We start from the raw sequence: 17,748 nt of genomic DNA on the forward strand, positions 1-17,748 counted from the left end.
TGACTTGCATTTTGATAGTTACTATGCGAATGTGCTTTCCAGATAAGTTCTGGAGAGAAAAAAATGAAAAACGAACCGCTGTGCGAAGCTCCTTGCCCCATCGCCAGAAGCCTTGGCCGCATTGGTGATAGCTGGAGCATAATAATTCTGCGTGATGCTTTCGCAGGCTTTACCCGTTTCGATGAATTTCAAAAAAGCGCAAACGTGGCACCCAATATTCTTTCACGACGCCTGAAAGAGTTGGTGGATGACGGTTTACTGGAAAAAGTCTGTTACAGCAGTACGCCCCCCCGCTATGAGTACCATTTAACTGAGCGTGGACGTGATTTCCGCCCGGTGATCATCGCGCTTGCCGAATGGGGTAATCGTCATTTTGCAACTGAAGGCCGTCAGATTCAGTTGGTCGAGAAAGAGACCCAGCGCCTGGTGCACGCCATGATGGTTGATGCCGAAACCGGCCATCCCCTGACGCCCGAGAAATACGCTTTGGTTCCCGGACCTGCCGCCTCCCCCATGATTCGTTATCGCCACGACTATCTGCAACGCAAGCGTGCGGGTGACAACACGCAAAAATTTGCGCCGCAATTACATCTGGATCAGCATCATGAATCTCAAGAGTAAAAAACGCACCCTTACCTTATTGTTATCCGGTATCGCTGTATTAGGTGCCGTAGGTTATGGTGCCTGGTGGTATACAAATGCGCGTTTTTTGCAATCGACGGACGATGCCTACGTCGGCGGGGATATCAGCGCCATTTCGGCGAAAGTCTCTGGTTATATTCAGGAGATCGCCATAAAAGACAATATGCCCGTGAAAAAAGGCGAGCTACTTGTTCGCCTTGATGCAAGGGACTATCAGGCGGCGCTGGCAAAAGCGGAAGGTGAAGTTGCCGCTCAACAAGCAGCGATGGCTGACCTTATTGCTACCCGACAATTACAACTGGCGACCATCGAAGGCTCGGCGGCCAGCCTCGGGGCCGCGCAGGCTACTACGCTAAAAACAGCGGGCGACAGTCGCCGCTATAATGCGCTGGCGCAGACGGTCGCTATTTCGGCACAGGTGCGAGAAAACGCTGAGGCAGACTACCATCGAGCCAGGGCAGAAGAAGGCAAAGCCCGGGCAGATAAAGCGGTTGCCGAACGCCAGTTACTGGTGCTTGATGCGCGGGAAAAACAAATCCGCGCGGCCCTCGCTCAGGCGCAGGCAGGGCTGGATATGGCCCGTCTCAATCTTAGTTATACAGAGATCCGCGCCCCTTTTGATGGCGTTGTTGGCAACCGGCGCGCATGGTCTGGCTCATTCGTTAGTAGCGGTACGCAATTGCTTTCTCTGGTCCCCAGTCACGATTTGTGGGTAGACGCCAACTTCAAAGAAAACCAGCTGGCGAATATGCGCCCCGGTCAAGCAGCAACAGTGGTTGCGGATGTTATACCAGGACGCACTTTTACCGGCCATGTCATGAGCCTCTCACCGGCAACCGGTTCACGCTTCAGTCTTCTCCCTGCTGAAAACGCGACCGGTAACTTCACCAAAATTGTTCAACGCATCCCGGTTCGCATCGCTCTGGATGGCGAAGCGTCAACATTAGGACTTTTGCGCCCCGGTTTGTCTGTCGCTGTCACAGTGGATGAAAAGAGTCGCCAATGAGTAGCGCAACAGCCCCAGCGCAGCTACAGGGTACGGCGCTGCCGATGAACCAAAAGCTCTTTGCTTTCGCCACAATGTGCCTGGGAATGTTCATTGCACTGCTGGATATTCAGATCGTATCGGCATCGCTACGTGATATCGGCGGGGGCCTTTCTGCTGGCGATGATGAAACGGTCTGGGTGCAAACCAGCTATCTGATCGCGGAGATCATTATCATTCCCCTGTCGGGATGGCTTGCCAGGGTGATGTCGACCCGCTGGCTTTTCGCCGCGTCGGCTGCCGGTTTTACGCTGATGAGTCTGCTGTGTGGATGGGCGTGGAATATTCAGAGCATGATTGCTTTTCGCGCATTGCAAGGGCTGGCCGGGGGCTCAATGATCCCGCTGGTGTTCACGACTGCATTTGCCTTTTTTCAGGGTAAACAGCGCGTTATCGCCGCAGCTACGATTGGTGGTCTTGCTTCGCTGGCACCTACGCTGGGCCCTACGGTAGGGGGCTGGATCACGGAAAATTTTAGCTGGCACTGGCTGTTTTTTATCAATATCTTGCCAGGCATTTATATTGCGGTAACGGTACCTTTGCTGGTCAATATTGATGCGCCCAGCCCAGGGTTATTGCGCGGCGCGGACTACCTTAGCATCGTGCTTTTGGCTATATCGCTCGGTTGCCTGGAATATACACTTGAGGAAGGACCGCGTTGGGGCTGGTTTGATGACGGCACGCTGACCATCACGGGGTGGCTGGCTTTACTGTGTGGGATAGCGTTTGTCATACGGACATTGCGCCATTCTCAGCCGGTCATGGATCTACGCGCACTTTCCGATCGTACATTTACTCTGGGCTGTTACTTTTCATTTATGGCCGGGGTCGGGATCTTCTCAACTATCTATCTGACACCCCTTTTTCTGGGTACGGTCCGCGGTTTTAGCGCGCTGGATATCGGCCTTGCTATCTTCTCAACTGGCTTGTTTCAGGTGCTTTCGATCCCTTTTTACTCCTGGCTTGCCAACAAAGTGGACTTGCGTTGGTTGCTCATGGTCGGGCTGCTGGGATTCGCCTTCTCGATGTATAGTTTTATTCCGCTCACCCACGACTGGGGAGCGAAAGAACTCCTTTTACCGCAGGCGTTTCGCGGTCTCGCACAGCAATTCGCCGTTGCCCCGACTGTCACGCTTACGCTTGGCAGTTTGCCGCCCGCACGTCTAAAACTAGCATCAGGACTGTTTAATTTGATGCGTAATTTGGGGGGTGCCATCGGTATCGCGCTTTGCGGCACCGTTATCAATGATCGTACAAATCTTCATTACAGCCGCCTTGCCGATCATCTTAATGGTACAAACCTCAATTTAAGCGATTTTGTTCAGACCCGCGCCGCGGCATTAATGGCTCAGGGGATGGACGCCAGTTCGGCACAGACAGCCGGCCTGAAAAATCTGGCCGCATTAGCACTAAGAGAAGCAAGGACGCAGGCATTCGCCGACGCGTTCTATTTGATCATGATCGGATTCTTAATTGCCGCTGCGCTGGTTCCTTTCATGAAGAAACCGCAGGCATAGCATGACAACATCAGGAGAGTTTTATGAGCAGTCTACAAAGACGCATTGTCGTGACAGGGATGGGTATTGTCAGCCCGCTGGGTTGCGGCGTCCAACATGTCTGGCAATCGTTACTGGCAGGAAAGTCGGGTATCCGGTCGCTGCCTGAATCGATTGTCGAAGATATCGCCTGCAAAGTGGCGGGGCAGGTTCCAGGAATTGAAGAGGATCCCCAACACGGTTTTGATCCACTATCCGTCATTCCGGCAAAAGAGCGCAAGAAGATGGATCGTTTCATTGAATTTGCGCTGGTAGCGGCACAGGAAGCGCTTCTTCAGGCAAAATGGTTTCCGCAAGAGCAGGCGTTAAAAGATCGTACTGCGACCATCATTGCGACAGGCATTGGTGGCTTTAATCAAATCGCCGAGGCAGTCCAGACAACCGAGCACCGCGGTCCACGCAAGTTATCCCCCTTCACGATCCCTTCTTTTCTGGCAAACCTGGCGGCAGGCCATGTTTCTATCGCGCATGGTTTTCGCGGCCCCATTGGCGCGCCGGTGACCGCCTGTGCAGCCGGAGCGCAGGCTATCGGGGATGCGGCAAGGTTAATCCGGGCCGGTGAAGCAGACATTGCACTGTGTGGAGGCAGTGAAGCCGCAATCCATCGCGTCAGTCTGGCTGGTTTTGCTGCGGCCAGGGCACTTTCGAGTGGATTTAACGATAATCCAACGGAGGCATCAAGACCATTTGATCAGGACAGAGATGGTTTCGTAATGGGAGAAGGGGCTGGTCTTCTGGTGATTGAATCGCTCGAACATGCGCAGGCCCGTGGAGTGACGCCGCTGGCAGAACTGGTGGGCTATGGCACCAGTGCAGATGCTTACCACCTTACGGCAGGACCGGAAGATGGCAATGGCGCACGACGCGCAATGGAAGCCGCATTACAACAGGCCGGGATTTCATCAGAGCAAGTGCAGCATATCAATGCACACGCCACTTCAACTCAGGTTGGAGATAAAGGCGAACTGGCGGCAATACGCGCACTGTTTGCTGAACATCCGGTTGCCATCACATCAACAAAATCTGCCACCGGACATTTGCTGGGTGCGGCAGGCGGTATTGAAGCGATCTTCACCATTCAGGCATTACGTGATCAAATAGCCCCACCTACCCTGAACCTGCATAATCCGGATATTGCTGCAGCGGGTATGCACCTTGTAGCGCTCACTGCACAGCCGCTAACGATGGAATACGCGCTTTCAAACGGGTTTGGTTTTGGCGGCGTGAATGCCAGCCTGCTGCTAAAACGATGGGAAGACTTGCAGTAATAATGAAATAAAGGGCTATGTGCCCTTTGTTTTGCCTGCTTTAGTGATAAATAGCAGACGAAAAAAAACCGCATCTCGTTTGAGATGCGGCTCTTAATGAGTGGCGGAACGGACGGGACTCGAACCCGCGACCCCCTGCGTGACAGGCAGGTATTCTAACCGACTGAACTACCGCTCCACCGAATACTTCTGTAACCACCGGATTAATGCACCGGCTTACTTCTTAATTTGATGCCTGGCAGTTTATGAATCACGTTGTGATTCACCCTTCGGGCCGTTGCTGCGCAACGTTCAAAAGCGCTCGCTTTTGTCCTACTCTCTGTCGAGTAGCGAACTGCCCCGAAGACGGGTGCAGGTCTTTTAATTTGATGCCTGGCAGTTCCCTACTCTCACATGGGGAGACCCCACACTACCATCGGCGCTACGGCGTTTCACTTCTGAGTTCGGCATGGGGTCAGGTGGGACCACCGCGCTAAAGCCGCCAGGCAAATTCTGTTGCCGGAAACGAATCTTTTTCACTGTGGCTGCGTTGGCTGCATTCGCAAAGTCAGTCACATACTCATGTATGCTCCTTCCTTTCCTTCATTTGCCGCCTTGCCTCAGCGTAAAATCTTTCGTTCCCGAAAATCTGTATCTAAGCTGAAAATTCTCTCAATCCGCCAAAACATCTTCGGCGTTGTAAGGTTAAGCCTCACGGTTCATTAGTACCGGTTAGCTCAACGCATCGCTGCGCTTACACACCCGGCCTATCAACGTCGTCGTCTTCAACGTTCCTTTAGTGTCCTTAAAGGACAAGGGAGAACTCATCTCGGGGCAAGTTTCGTGCTTAGATGCTTTCAGCACTTATCTCTTCCGCATGTAGCTACCGGGCAGTGCCATTGGCATGACAACCCGAACACCAGTGATGCGTCCACTCCGGTCCTCTCGTACTAGGAGCAGCCCCCCTCAATTCTCCAGCGCCCACGGCAGATAGGGACCGAACTGTCTCACGACGTTCTAAACCCAGCTCGCGTACCACTTTAAATGGCGAACAGCCATACCCTTGGGACCTACTTCAGCCCCAGGATGTGATGAGCCGACATCGAGGTGCCAAACACCGCCGTCGATATGAACTCTTGGGCGGTATCAGCCTGTTATCCCCGGAGTACCTTTTATCCGTTGAGCGATGGCCCTTCCATTCAGAACCACCGGATCACTATGACCTGCTTTCGCACCTGCTCGCGCCGTCACGCTCGCAGTCAAGCTGGCTTATGCCATTGCACTAACCTCCTGATGTCCGACCAGGATTAGCCAACCTTCGTGCTCCTCCGTTACTCTTTGGGAGGAGACCGCCCCAGTCAAACTACCCACCAGACACTGTCCGCAACCCGGATTACGGGTCCACGTTAGAACATCAAACATTAAAGGGTGGTATTTCAAGGTTGGCTCCATGCAGACTGGCGTCCACACTTCAAAGCCTCCCACCTATCCTACACATCAAGGCTCAATGTTCAGTGTCAAGCTATAGTAAAGGTTCACGGGGTCTTTCCGTCTTGCCGCGGGTACACTGCATCTTCACAGCGAGTTCAATTTCACTGAGTCTCGGGTGGAGACAGCCTGGCCATCATTACGCCATTCGTGCAGGTCGGAACTTACCCGACAAGGAATTTCGCTACCTTAGGACCGTTATAGTTACGGCCGCCGTTTACCGGGGCTTCGATCAAGAGCTTCTCCTTACGGATAACCCCATCAATTAACCTTCCGGCACCGGGCAGGCGTCACACCGTATACGTCCACTTTCGTGTTTGCACAGTGCTGTGTTTTTAATAAACAGTTGCAGCCAGCTGGTATCTTCGACTGATTTCAGCTCCACCCGCAGGGGCTTCACCTACATATCAGCGTGCCTTCTCCCGAAGTTACGGCACCATTTTGCCTAGTTCCTTCACCCGAGTTCTCTCAAGCGCCTTGGTATTCTCTACCTGACCACCTGTGTCGGTTTGGGGTACGATTTCGTGTTACCTGATGCTTAGAGGCTTTTCCTGGAAGCAGGGCATTTGTTACTTCATCACCGTAGTGACTCGTCATCACACCTCAGCCTTGATTATCCGGATTTGCCTGGATAACCAGCCTACATGCTTAAACCGGGACAACCGTCGCCCGGCTAACATAGCCTTCTCCGTCCCCCCTTCGCAGTAACACCAAGTACAGGAATATTAACCTGTTTCCCATCGACTACGCCTTTCGGCCTCGCCTTAGGGGTCGACTCACCCTGCCCCGATTAACGTTGGACAGGAACCCTTGGTCTTCCGGCGAGCGGGCTTTTCACCCGCTTTATCGTTACTTATGTCAGCATTCGCACTTCTGATACCTCCAGCATGCCTCACAGCACACCTTCGCAGGCTTACAGAACGCTCCCCTACCCAACAACACTTAGTGTCGCTGCCGCAGCTTCGGTGCATGGTTTAGCCCCGTTACATCTTCCGCGCAGGCCGACTCGACCAGTGAGCTATTACGCTTTCTTTAAATGATGGCTGCTTCTAAGCCAACATCCTGGCTGTCTGTGCCTTCCCACATCGTTTCCCACTTAACCATGACTTTGGGACCTTAGCTGGCGGTCTGGGTTGTTTCCCTCTTCACGACGGACGTTAGCACCCGCCGTGTGTCTCCCGTGATAACATTCTCCGGTATTCGTAGTTTGCATCGGGTTGGTAAGCCGGGATGGCCCCCTAGCCGAAACAGTGCTCTACCCCCGGAGATGAATTCACGAGGCGCTACCTAAATAGCTTTCGGGGAGAACCAGCTATCTCCCGGTTTGATTGGCCTTTCACCCCCAGCCACAAGTCATCCGCTAATTTTTCAACATTAGTCGGTTCGGTCCTCCAGTTAGTGTTACCCAACCTTCAACCTGCCCATGGCTAGATCACCGGGTTTCGGGTCTATACCCTGCAACTTAACGCCCAGTTAAGACTCGGTTTCCCTTCGGCTCCCCTATTCGGTTAACCTTGCTACAGAATATAAGTCGCTGACCCATTATACAAAAGGTACGCAGTCACCCCATTAAGAGGCTCCCACTGCTTGTACGTACACGGTTTCAGGTTCTTTTTCACTCCCCTCGCCGGGGTTCTTTTCGCCTTTCCCTCACGGTACTGGTTCACTATCGGTCAGTCAGGAGTATTTAGCCTTGGAGGATGGTCCCCCCATATTCAGACAGGATACCACGTGTCCCGCCCTACTCATCGAGCTCACAGCCTGTGTGCTTTCGTGTACGGGGCTGTCACCCTGTATCGCCGGACTTTCCAGACCGTTCCACTAACACACAAGCTGATTCAGGCTCTGGGCTGCTCCCCGTTCGCTCGCCGCTACTGGGGGAATCTCGGTTGATTTCTTTTCCTCGGGGTACTTAGATGTTTCAGTTCCCCCGGTTCGCCTCATTAACCTATGGATTCAGTTAATGATAGTGCAACGGATTGCACTGGGTTTCCCCATTCGGACATCGCCGGGTCAAAGGTTCATATCACCTCGCCGGCGCTTTTCGCAGATTAGCACGTCCTTCATCGCCTCTGACTGCCAGGGCATCCACCGTGTACGCTTAGTCGCTTAACCTCACAACCCGAAGATGTCTTGTTCTGTCCGGTTTGTTGCGCGTTGTGAATACTGTGTTGTTCCGTACTCGCGATGCTCATGGACATCAAGTCCACTCCGCTCGCTGCGTGCGGTACGCCTTGTCTTCACATCGCTCACGTCACCTTTTACAGTGTCATCTTCTGATTGCGATAATTTGAGAGACTCGAACACACTGTCATCTGTTCTTATTACGGAGAACAGACACTGTGTGTCGTTTCAATTTTCAGCTTGATCCAGATTTTTAAAGAGCAAAACTTCGCAGTGCACCTTTTCAGGTTCACTCTGAAGTTTTCTTGTGTTCGCAGTAAAAGATGGTGGAGCTATGCGGGATCGAACCGCAGACCTCCTGCGTGCAAAGCAGGCGCTCTCCCAGCTGAGCTATAGCCCCATCGTAGTTAAATCTCACCAACCTTAATTACTGTTGAGGCAAGGCGTGGTGACACGAAGCATACGTAAAGTATGTGAGTGTCGCCGCAACGCAGCATCAGCAGGAATTTGGTAGGCCTGAGTGGACTTGAACCACCGACCTCACCCTTATCAGGGGTGCGCTCTAACCACCTGAGCTACAAGCCTGCAGAGATTTTTTACTGCTCTATTTCATCAGACAATCTGTGTGGACACTACAAAGGCAGGTTCTTTAAGGTAAGGAGGTGATCCAACCGCAGGTTCCCCTACGGTTACCTTGTTACGACTTCACCCCAGTCATGAATCACAAAGTGGTAAGCGCCCTCCCGAAGGTTAAGCTACCTACTTCTTTTGCAACCCACTCCCATGGTGTGACGGGCGGTGTGTACAAGGCCCGGGAACGTATTCACCGTGGCATTCTGATCCACGATTACTAGCGATTCCGACTTCATGGAGTCGAGTTGCAGACTCCAATCCGGACTACGACATACTTTATGAGGTCCGCTTGCTCTCGCGAGGTCGCTTCTCTTTGTATATGCCATTGTAGCACGTGTGTAGCCCTGGTCGTAAGGGCCATGATGACTTGACGTCATCCCCACCTTCCTCCAGTTTATCACTGGCAGTCTCCTTTGAGTTCCCGGCCGGACCGCTGGCAACAAAGGATAAGGGTTGCGCTCGTTGCGGGACTTAACCCAACATTTCACAACACGAGCTGACGACAGCCATGCAGCACCTGTCTCACGGCTCCCGAAGGCACTAAGGCATCTCTGCCAAATTCCGTGGATGTCAAGACCAGGTAAGGTTCTTCGCGTTGCATCGAATTAAACCACATGCTCCACCGCTTGTGCGGGCCCCCGTCAATTCATTTGAGTTTTAACCTTGCGGCCGTACTCCCCAGGCGGTCGACTTAACGCGTTAGCTCCGGAAGCCACGCCTCAAGGGCACAACCTCCAAGTCGACATCGTTTACGGCGTGGACTACCAGGGTATCTAATCCTGTTTGCTCCCCACGCTTTCGCACCTGAGCGTCAGTCTTTGTCCAGGGGGCCGCCTTCGCCACCGGTATTCCTCCAGATCTCTACGCATTTCACCGCTACACCTGGAATTCTACCCCCCTCTACAAGACTCAAGCCTGCCAGTTTCGAATGCAGTTCCCAGGTTGAGCCCGGGGATTTCACATCCGACTTGACAGACCGCCTGCGTGCGCTTTACGCCCAGTAATTCCGATTAACGCTTGCACCCTCCGTATTACCGCGGCTGCTGGCACGGAGTTAGCCGGTGCTTCTTCTGCGGGTAACGTCAATCAACACGGTTATTAACCGCATTGCCTTCCTCCCCGCTGAAAGTGCTTTACAACCCGAAGGCCTTCTTCACACACGCGGCATGGCTGCATCAGGCTTGCGCCCATTGTGCAATATTCCCCACTGCTGCCTCCCGTAGGAGTCTGGACCGTGTCTCAGTTCCAGTGTGGCTGGTCATCCTCTCAGACCAGCTAGGGATCGTCGCCTTGGTGAGCCATTACCTCACCAACAAGCTAATCCCATCTGGGCACATCCGATGGCAAGAGGCCCGAAGGTCCCCCTCTTTGGTCTTGCGACATTATGCGGTATTAGCTACCGTTTCCAGTAGTTATCCCCCTCCATCGGGCAGTTTCCCAGACATTACTCACCCGTCCGCCACTCGTCACCCAAGAGCAAGCTCTCTGTGCTACCGTTCGACTTGCATGTGTTAGGCCTGCCGCCAGCGTTCAATCTGAGCCATGATCAAACTCTTCAATTTAAAAGTTTGATGCTCGTAGAATTAAACTTCGTAATGAATTACGTGTTCACTCTATGAGACTTGGTATTCATTTATCGTCCGGGGACGTTAAGAATCCATGTCACTTTGAGTGCCCACACAGATTGTCTGATAAATTGTTAAAGAGCAGTGCAACGCGGCTTTCGCTCACCGTTGCGAGGTGGCGTATATTACGCTTTCCTCTTTCAGAGTCAACCCGTTATTTCAGGATTTTTCTCTTCAACCGACCCGGCTGTTTGTGTGAAGTGATTCACATCCGCCGTGTCGATGGAGGCGCATTATAGGCAGCCCACGATGAATGACAAGCGAAAAAATGCATTTTTATTTCAACCGCTCATCTTTTCATCATAACGGTTACTTTTGTTGCTTTTTGATAGCCGCAGGCAGGTCCGCAAGGCTATTAATCACCCAATCTGCCGCATTTTCCGCCTCTGGCGTGACGGGCTTGCCGGTACGCACCAATACTTTCGTTCCCACATCAGCAGCGGTAGCCGCCTGCATATCTTCGAGTTTGTCACCCACCATATAAGAAGCAGACATATCAATGTGCAGATAGTCTCGAGCAGAAATGAGCATGCCCGGATGTGGTTTACGGCAGTCACACACCTGGCGGAACTCTTCTACCGTCCCCTGAGGGTGGTGCGGGCAATAGTAGATACCATCCAGCTCGACATCGCGATCGGCCAGCGACCAGTCCATCCATTCGGTGAGCGTTTCAAATTGCGCTTCGGTGAATTTACCGCGCGCGATACCGGACTGATTGGTCACCACCACCAGCGCGAAGCCCATGGCTTTCAGTTCGCGCATGGCGTCAATGACACCGTCTATAAATTCGAAGTTATCAATTTCGTGCACATAACCGTGGTCGACATTAATAGTGCCATCACGGTCGAGGAAAATTGCGGGTACTGATTTTGCCACCGGGTTGCTCCTGAAAAAGGCATGTGGGCGTAGTATCTCATGTTTCACCGCACAGGAAAGTGCTCATCGCGCAGGGTTCGATTGATTTAGACGTCTGGATGCCTTAACATCCGCCTTGTTTACGGTCATCACCCGTAACAGGCAGAACAAAATGCCACGGCTAACTCTCATACGATAAAAATAATCTGATGATTAAACTTTCCAATATAACCAAAGTATTCCAGCAGGGAACTCGCACCATTCAGGCGTTGAACAATGTCAGCCTGCATGTTCCTGCCGGGCAAATTTATGGCGTCATTGGTGCCTCTGGCGCCGGTAAAAGTACGCTTATTCGCTGCGTTAACCTGCTTGAGCGCCCATCCCAGGGTAGCGTCCAGGTTGACGGCCAGGAGCTGACAGCCCTTTCAGAAGCACAACTCACTAAAGCTCGCCGCCAGATTGGCATGATCTTCCAGCACTTTAATTTACTCTCTTCCCGCACCGTGTTTGGTAACGTCGCGTTGCCACTTGAGCTGGATAACACGCCGCGCGAAGAGATTAACCGTCGCGTCAAAGAATTGCTGGACCTGGTTGGACTGGGCGACAAACACGACAGCTATCCGGCGAATCTGTCCGGTGGTCAAAAGCAGCGTGTGGCCATTGCCCGCGCACTGGCGAGCAACCCGAAAGTACTGCTGTGTGATGAAGCCACAAGCGCACTGGATCCGGCAACTACGCGTTCCATTCTGGAGTTATTGAAAGACATCAACCGTCGTCTGGGCCTGACGATTCTGCTCATTACCCACGAAATGGATGTCGTAAAACGCATTTGCGACTGCGTTGCCGTTATCAGTAATGGTGAACTGATCGAACAGGACACCGTAAGTGAAGTGTTCTCTCATCCCAAAACGCCGCTGGCACAGCAGTTTATTCAGTCAACGTTGCACCTGGATATCCCTGAGGATTACCAGCAGCGCCTGAAAGATCAGCCACTGACAGGTAGCGTGCCGATGTTACGCATGGAATTCACCGGTCAATCGGTCGATGCCCCCCTGCTTTCTGAGACCGCACGCCGCTATAACGTGAACAACAATATTATCAGTGCGCAGATGGATTACGCCGGTGGCGTGAAATTCGGCATTATGCTGACAGAAATGCACGGCGAGCCGCAGGATACGCAAGCCGCTATTGCCTGGCTTAAGGAACACCATGTGAAAGTAGAGGTGCTGGGTTATGTCTGAGGCAATGATGTGGTTACTGGCGCGTGGCGTCTGGGAAACGCTGGCAATGACCTTCGTATCCGGTTTCTTCGGCTTTGTGCTGGGTCTTCCGGTTGGCGTGCTGCTGTATGTCTCGCGTCCTGGACAAATTTCGGAGAATGCAAAACTCTACCGTACCATTTCGGCGCTGGTGAATATTTTCCGTTCGATCCCGTTCATTATCTTACTGGTCTGGATGATCCCGTTCACCCGTATTATCGTGGGGACTTCCATCGGCCTGCAGGCAGCGATTGTGCCTCTGACCGTCGGTGCAGCACCTTTTATTGCCCGTATGGTGGAAAACGCCCTGTTGGAAATCCCAACCGGCCTGATTGAAGCCTCCCGTGCAATGGGCGCAACCCCGATGCAGATCATCCGTAAGGTACTACTGCCGGAAGCACTGCCGGGTCTGGTCAATGCAGCAACAATTACCCTGATTACCCTGGTGGGTTATTCCGCAATGGGTGGAGCCGTGGGCGCAGGCGGTCTGGGGCAGATTGGCTACCAGTACGGTTATATTGGCTATAACGCCATTGTGATGAATACCGTCCTGGCACTGCTGGTGATTCTGGTTTACTTAATTCAGTTTGCAGGCGATCGTATCGTTCGCTCTGTTACGCATAAATAACGTTGCTCACAACACAACGACTCTGAAAGAAAGGAAAAAACACATGGCTTTTAAATTCAAGACCTTTGCGGCAGTGGGTGCCCTGATTGGTTCTCTGGCTCTGGTAGGTTGTGGTCAGGACGAAAAGAATCCGAACCACATTAAAGTCGGCGTCATCGTCGGTGCTGAACAGCAGGTTGCCGAAGTTGCACAGAAAGTCGCGAAAGAGAAATACGGTCTGGACGTTGAGCTGGTAACCTTTAATGACTACGTTCTGCCGAACGAAGCGCTGAGCAAAGGCGACATCGATGCGAACGCCTTCCAGCACAAACCGTACCTGGATCAGCAGATCAAAGATCGTGGCTATAAACTGGTTGCTGTTGGCAATACCTTTGTTTACCCGATCGCAGGCTACTCCAAAAAAATTAAATCTATCAATGAATTGCAGGAAGGCGCTCAGGTCGCTGTACCGAACGATCCGACTAACCTCGGCCGTTCCCTGCTGCTGTTGCAGAAACAGGGCCTGATCAAACTGAAAGATGGTGTTGGCCTGCTGCCAACCGCTCTGGATATTACAGAGAACCCGAAAAACCTGAAAATTGTTGAGCTGGAAGCCCCACAACTGCCGCGCTCGCTGGACGATGCACAAATCGCGCTGGCCGTTATTAACACCACCTACGCCAGCCAGATCAATCTGACGCCAGCAAAAGATGGTATCTTTGTCGAAGATAAAGACTCTCCGTACGTTAACCTGATCGTTACCCGCGAAGACAACAAAGACGCAGAAAACGTGAAGAAATTCGTTCAGGCCTATCAGTCTGACGAAGTCTACGAAGCAGCGAACAAAGTCTTCAATGGCGGTGCGGTGAAAGGCTGGTAATCCGGCCCGTCAGCAATATCCTTCAGGACGGGCTCATGCCCGTCTTGTCATTTGTGCAAGCTCCTGATTCAATAAGCGGCGTTAAGATCATTTTTTGAGGATATATTATGCGTGCTTTACCGATCTGTTTTTTAGCACTCATGCTGAGCGGCTGTTCAATGCTAAGCAGATCTCCTGTCGAACCTGTTCAAAGCACAGCAACCCCGCCTAAAACAGAACCAGCAAAACCGAAACCGCCGCGTCCGACGCCGGTTCGAATCATTACCAATGCTGAAGATTTGGTGGGTAAACCGTTCCGTGATTTAGGTGAAGTGACCGGTGACTCTTGCCAGGCAACCAATCAGGATTCCCCACCGAACATCCCGACCGCCCGTAAGCGCATGCAAATCAACGCATCAAAAATGAAAGCGAATGCGGTTCTGCTCCACAGCTGTGAAATCACCAGCGGCACGCCGGGTTGCTACCGTCAGGCTGTATGCGTAGGTTCAGCGCTGAACGTCACGGCGAAATGACCACATTTGCCATCGAGCAGATAGGCGTCATCCGCTCCCCCTATAAAGAAAAGTTTGCCGTTCCCCGCCAGCCTGGTCTGGTTAAACATGGAGGCGGCGAACTGCATCTGCTGCCTCCCTATAATCAGGCCGAAGCCGTACGCGGGCTTGAGGCGTTCAGCCATCTCTGGATTGTGTTCATTTTCCACCAGACGATGGCTGGCGGCTGGCGTCCTACGGTACGCCCTCCCCGGCTCGGGGGGAATGCGCGGATGGGGGTTTTTGCCACGCGTTCAACCTTCCGTCCTAATCCGATTGGCATGTCTTTGGTGGAGCTTAAAGGCATTCACTGCGAGAAAGAGCGTGTCATTTTGCAACTGGGCAGTCTTGATCTCGTCGACGGCACGCCCGTCGTGGATATCAAACCCTATTTACCCTTTGCTGAGGCTCTGCCGCATGCCAGCGCCAGTTATGCGCAGCAGGCCCCCGTCGCGGAGATGGCGGTGTGCTTCACGCCGGAGCTCGAAGCGGCATTTCCACAGTTAGAAAAGCGTTACCCGCAGCTAAGATCGTTTATTATTGACGTCCTGGCGCAGGACCCGCGCCCGGCATACCGTAAAGATGAGGAAATGGGGAAAACGTACGCGGTCTTGTTGCTGGATTTCAACGTGCGCTGGCGCGTGACCACTGCAGGTTTTGAAGTGTTTGCGCTGGAAGGCCGTTAATTTATCCTCCCTCTACTTTTGGCATCTCTTTCTCGCTGGTAAACTGAATCACTTTTTTTGAATCAGGCTCCTTTTGAGTCTGTTCCAATCGTCCAAATGGAACCGTAACAACATGCGTACTAGCCAATACCTGCTCTCCACTCTGAAGGAGACACCTGCCGACGCCGAAGTCATCAGCCATCAGTTGATGTTGCGCGCCGGGATGATTCGCAAGCTGGCCTCCGGGTTGTATACCTGGCTGCCGACCGGCGTGCGCGTCCTGAAAAAAGTCGAAAACATCGTGCGTGAAGAGATGAACAACGCCGGTGCGATTGAGGTGTTAATGCCGGTCGTTCAGCCTTCTGAACTGTGGCAAGAGAGTGGTCGTTGGGAGCAGTACGGCCCGGAACTGCTGCGTATTTCTGACCGTGGCGAGCGTCCGTTCGTACTCGGCCCGACTCACGAAGAAGTGATCACCGATCTGATTCGTAACGAGCTCAGCTCTTACAAACAGCTACCGCTGAATTTCTTCCAGATCCAGACCAAGTTCCGTGACGAAGTACGTCCGCGTTTCGGCGTGATGCGTTCCCGTGAATTCCTGATGAAAGATGCCTACTCTTTCCATACTTCTCAGGAATCGCTGCAGGAAACCTACGACGCGATGTATGCCGCCTACAGCAAAATCTTTACCCGCATCGGGCTGGAGTTCCGCCCGGTTCAGGCTGATACCGGCTCTATCGGTGGTAGCGCGTCTCATGAGTTCCAGGTACTGGCGCAAAGCGGTGAAGATGACATCGTTTTCTCTGATACCTCTGACTATGCCGCCAACATCGAACTGGCAGAAGCTGTGGCGCCGAAAGCACCGCGTGCAGCGGCAACTCAGGAGATGACGCTGGTTGATACGCCGAACGCGAAAACCATCGCCGAGCTGGTTGAACAGTTCAACCTGCCGATTGAAAAAACCGTTAAGACCCTGCTGGTCAAAGCCGTTGAAGGCAGCAGCTACCCGCTGGTCGCCCTGCTGGTACGTGGCGATCACGAACTGAACGAAGTAAAAGCCGAAAAACTGGCGCAGGTTGCCAGCCCGCTGACGTTCGCGACCGAAGCTGAAATTCGCGCCGTGGTAAATGCGGGTCCGGGTTCGCTGGGGCCGGTAAACATGCCGATTCCGGTCGTTATCGACCGTACCGTTGTGGCAATGAGCGATTTTGCCGCTGGCGCTAACATTGATGGTAAGCACTACTTCGGTATCAACTGGGACCGTGATGTAGCAACCCCGGAAATCGCCGATATCCGTAACGTGGTGGCTGGCGACCCAAGCCCGGACGGTCAGGGGACGCTTCTGATCAAACGCGGTATCGAAGTGGGTCACATCTTCCAGTTAGGTACCAAATACTCTGAAGCGCTGAAGGCGTCCGTTCAGGGTGAAGATGGTCGTAACCAGATCCTGACCATGGGCTGCTACGGTATCGGGGTAACGCGTGTTGTGGCTGCGGCGATTGAACAGAACTTCGATGACCGCGGTATTGTATGGCCAGAAGCGATTGCACCGTTCCAGGTGGCCATTCTGCCCATGAACATGCACAAATCTTACCGTGTTCAGGAACTGGCAGAGAAGCTCTATAACGAACTGCGCGCACAGGGTATCGACGTGCTGATGGACGACCGTAAAGAGCGTCCGGGTGTGATGTTCGCTGATATGGAGCTGATCGGTATTCCGCACACCATCGTGCTGGGCGACCGTAACCTCGACAACGACGATATCGAATACAAATACCGTCGCACTGGCGAAAAACAGATGATCAAGACGGGTGATATCCTTAATTACCTTGTCAGCGCCATCAAGGGCTAACAGTAAAAAGCCTCGCAAATGCGAGGCTTTTTTTATTGGTGATTACAATCTTTTCCGGCTATAAATTTCGCGTTTTTATCCGCCACCAGCGTCTTTTCCATCGCACCGTTATCCGTTTTCGGCTGTAGCGCGAAATGTCCTTCCACCTCCAGCAATACCGGCTGCGAAGCCTGACCTGCCGCTGCTTTATATTGCTGTTCGAGCCGCACATCATTGCTGACCGCAATCCGTTTGCCCGTCATACAATCAGCGAACTCTGCCACACCACCAGTACGCGAATACATGCCACGCATCGCCATCGGCGTTGTCGGTAAGGCCGCCGTGACAGGCTGCAAGACATAATTTAGCTGTGAGCGAATCGGGTTCCCTTCACGATCCAGCATTTCCAGCGCACTGCCTTTCGCGCGGAAGTAAAGTTTCTCGCCACTTGCATCTGTCAGCACCAGCTTATCCGCAGTGCGTGCCCATTGCCCGTAAGAGGCAAAATTTGATGGCGCTTTGCCACCCTGATAGCCCTGATTCATCACCCAGGTGCCATCTTTTTCAAGGAACAGTGAGGTTTCGATGCCTTCACAATCTGCGCACGGCAGAATACCGCGCCAGCTCTGTTGCATTGGTTTGAGCTTTTCAGCTCGCACGGGGGAGACGGTTTCCACCTCTCCCCGATTGTTGCACCCCATCAGCGCAAAGAGTGTCATTGCCACAGCCAAAGATACAATCGCTTTATTCACTCTTTCTTC

The 17,748-nt window shown here is 52.8% G+C and carries 12 protein-coding genes, 3 tRNA genes and 3 rRNA genes; 10 read left to right on the forward strand and 8 right to left on the reverse strand.

What is annotated here, in order from left to right:
• Positions 1-63: 63 nt before the first annotated feature.
• From MRY16398_RS23430 to fabF, 4 genes are read left to right on the forward strand one after another with little or no spacing between them, the layout of a single operon-like run.
• Complete coding sequence (locus MRY16398_RS23430; RefSeq protein WP_039076785.1) at positions 64-621, forward strand: winged helix-turn-helix transcriptional regulator; 558 nt, start codon at positions 64-66, stop codon at positions 619-621.
• The gene (locus MRY16398_RS23435) at positions 605-1,648 is read left to right on the forward strand and encodes an HlyD family secretion protein (protein WP_125125287.1); all 1,044 of its coding nucleotides are present in this window, start codon (positions 605-607) and stop codon (positions 1,646-1,648) included. The genes MRY16398_RS23430 and MRY16398_RS23435 overlap by 17 nt, the downstream gene beginning before the upstream one ends.
• Positions 1,645-3,204 carry a DHA2 family efflux MFS transporter permease subunit gene (locus tag MRY16398_RS23440; protein WP_125125288.1) on the forward strand — a complete coding sequence of 520 codons (1,560 nt, stop codon included), beginning with the start codon at positions 1,645-1,647 and terminating at the stop codon, positions 3,202-3,204. The genes MRY16398_RS23435 and MRY16398_RS23440 overlap by 4 nt, the downstream gene beginning before the upstream one ends.
• A 23-nt stretch (positions 3,205-3,227) precedes the next feature.
• Complete coding sequence (gene fabF / locus MRY16398_RS23445; RefSeq protein ID WP_125125289.1) at positions 3,228-4,511, forward strand: beta-ketoacyl-ACP synthase II; 1,284 nt, start codon at positions 3,228-3,230, stop codon at positions 4,509-4,511.
• Positions 4,512-4,612: 101 nt separating this feature from the next.
• On the opposite strand, the gene MRY16398_RS23450 is transcribed toward fabF, so the two are convergent.
• From MRY16398_RS23450 to gmhB, 7 genes are all read right to left on the reverse strand, one after another.
• A tRNA-Asp gene (locus MRY16398_RS23450) sits at positions 4,613-4,689 on the reverse strand.
• Between the two features lie 192 nt (positions 4,690-4,881).
• Positions 4,882-4,997: ribosomal RNA gene (gene rrf, locus MRY16398_RS23455) — 5S ribosomal RNA — on the reverse strand.
• 194 nt (positions 4,998-5,191) lie between these two features.
• A 23S ribosomal RNA gene (locus MRY16398_RS23460) occupies positions 5,192-8,093 on the reverse strand.
• Between the two features lie 333 nt (positions 8,094-8,426).
• A tRNA-Ala gene (locus MRY16398_RS23465) sits at positions 8,427-8,502 on the reverse strand.
• A gap of 108 nt (positions 8,503-8,610) precedes the next feature.
• Positions 8,611-8,687 (reverse strand) — tRNA-Ile (locus MRY16398_RS23470).
• A gap of 70 nt (positions 8,688-8,757) precedes the next feature.
• A 16S ribosomal RNA gene (locus tag MRY16398_RS23475) occupies positions 8,758-10,297 on the reverse strand.
• The 16S, 23S and 5S rRNA genes sit together here with 3 tRNA genes alongside, the layout of an rRNA operon.
• 372 nt (positions 10,298-10,669) lie before the next feature.
• Positions 10,670-11,236 (reverse strand): D-glycero-beta-D-manno-heptose 1,7-bisphosphate 7-phosphatase, encoded by a 567-nt coding sequence (gmhB, locus tag MRY16398_RS23480; protein WP_039078460.1) that lies wholly within the window; start codon positions 11,234-11,236, stop codon positions 10,670-10,672.
• 188 nt (positions 11,237-11,424) lie between these two features.
• Between gmhB and metN the strand changes: the two genes are divergently transcribed.
• The 6 genes from metN to proS all read left to right on the forward strand — a co-directional run bounded on the left by metN (position 11,425) and on the right by proS (position 17,008).
• The gene (gene metN, locus MRY16398_RS23485; RefSeq protein WP_125125290.1) at positions 11,425-12,456 is read left to right on the forward strand and encodes a methionine ABC transporter ATP-binding protein MetN; all 1,032 of its coding nucleotides are present in this window, start codon (positions 11,425-11,427) and stop codon (positions 12,454-12,456) included.
• Positions 12,449-13,102 (forward strand): methionine ABC transporter permease MetI, encoded by a 654-nt coding sequence (locus MRY16398_RS23490; RefSeq protein ID WP_039078458.1) that lies wholly within the window; start codon positions 12,449-12,451, stop codon positions 13,100-13,102. The genes metN and MRY16398_RS23490 overlap by 8 nt, the downstream gene beginning before the upstream one ends.
• 43 nt (positions 13,103-13,145) lie before the next feature.
• The gene (gene metQ / locus MRY16398_RS23495) at positions 13,146-13,961 is read left to right on the forward strand and encodes a methionine ABC transporter substrate-binding lipoprotein MetQ (RefSeq protein WP_108702002.1); all 816 of its coding nucleotides are present in this window, start codon (positions 13,146-13,148) and stop codon (positions 13,959-13,961) included.
• Positions 13,962-14,068: 107 nt separating this feature from the next.
• Positions 14,069-14,473 carry an Rcs stress response system protein RcsF gene (gene rcsF, locus MRY16398_RS23500; RefSeq protein ID WP_039078456.1) on the forward strand — a complete coding sequence of 135 codons (405 nt, stop codon included), beginning with the start codon at positions 14,069-14,071 and terminating at the stop codon, positions 14,471-14,473.
• A complete protein-coding gene (tsaA, locus tag MRY16398_RS23505; RefSeq protein ID WP_108702003.1) occupies positions 14,470-15,177 on the forward strand; it encodes a tRNA (N6-threonylcarbamoyladenosine(37)-N6)-methyltransferase TrmO in 708 nt (235 codons plus the stop codon). The genes rcsF and tsaA overlap by 4 nt, the downstream gene beginning before the upstream one ends.
• A gap of 112 nt (positions 15,178-15,289) precedes the next feature.
• Positions 15,290-17,008 (forward strand): proline--tRNA ligase, encoded by a 1,719-nt coding sequence (gene proS, locus MRY16398_RS23510; protein WP_125125291.1) that lies wholly within the window; start codon positions 15,290-15,292, stop codon positions 17,006-17,008.
• Between the two features lie 32 nt (positions 17,009-17,040).
• Here proS and nlpE read toward each other — a convergent pair whose 3' ends face one another.
• A complete protein-coding gene (gene nlpE, locus MRY16398_RS23515; protein WP_071193683.1) occupies positions 17,041-17,739 on the reverse strand; it encodes an envelope stress response activation lipoprotein NlpE in 699 nt (232 codons plus the stop codon).
• Between the last annotated feature and the right edge of the window lie 9 nt (positions 17,740-17,748).

It is taken from the genome of Phytobacter sp. MRY16-398 (assembly GCF_003925915.1).
Classification (GTDB): domain Bacteria; phylum Pseudomonadota; class Gammaproteobacteria; order Enterobacterales; family Enterobacteriaceae; genus Phytobacter; species Phytobacter diazotrophicus.